Raw genomic sequence first — 576 nt, 5'->3', positions numbered from 1 at the left:
CTTTGCACCACCACGTGTTTTCATCAATCTTGAAGCCACCATTTTTAGCACATCATCGCCGATGTCATGCCCGTACGTGTCGTTAAATTTCTTGAAGTGGTCGACATCGAGCATTGCAATTGTGAATTTTCTGCCCATGTGTTTTAGATCTAAATCTAATGCTCTGCGGCTTGGAATCTGCGTTAGGCTGTCAGTAAAAGCAAGTTGGTGACTCGCCGAGGTCGAATAGATGATGATGAGCAGACCAGTAAGCGTAAACATGGTGCTGGAAATGTACTGCACATCAAAGAAGATGAATGTCGCGGAAGCCAAAGCCATTGCAGAATAGGTCATCGCATGGATGATTTTGTTGGTTTTCAGCAGCAGAATACCGAGAAAGCACACAATACCAACACAATACAAAACAAGAATAAACGGCAGCTTAGATACGCTAGGCACAATGAACAAAATGCCGCTGGTCCATTGCTCAAAGCCACCATCAACGTAATATGCCAAGATGATGTAGGACCACAAGATGAACATCACCAGCATCAAAACATAGATGAACATGGCTTTTGAATCGAATCCATCTTTGTT

General features: G+C 43.2%; 1 protein-coding gene. It reads right to left on the bottom strand.

The window, feature by feature from the left end; genetic code table 11:
- Positions 1–576: GGDEF domain-containing protein (locus tag R7O13_RS29240; protein ID WP_318305505.1), on the bottom strand; the 576-nt coding region annotated here is incomplete at both ends.

Source organism: Vibrio sp. Y176 (assembly GCF_033438945.1).
Note: the sequence above shows the minus strand (reverse complement) of the source record. Positions and strands in the feature narration are given on the sequence as shown.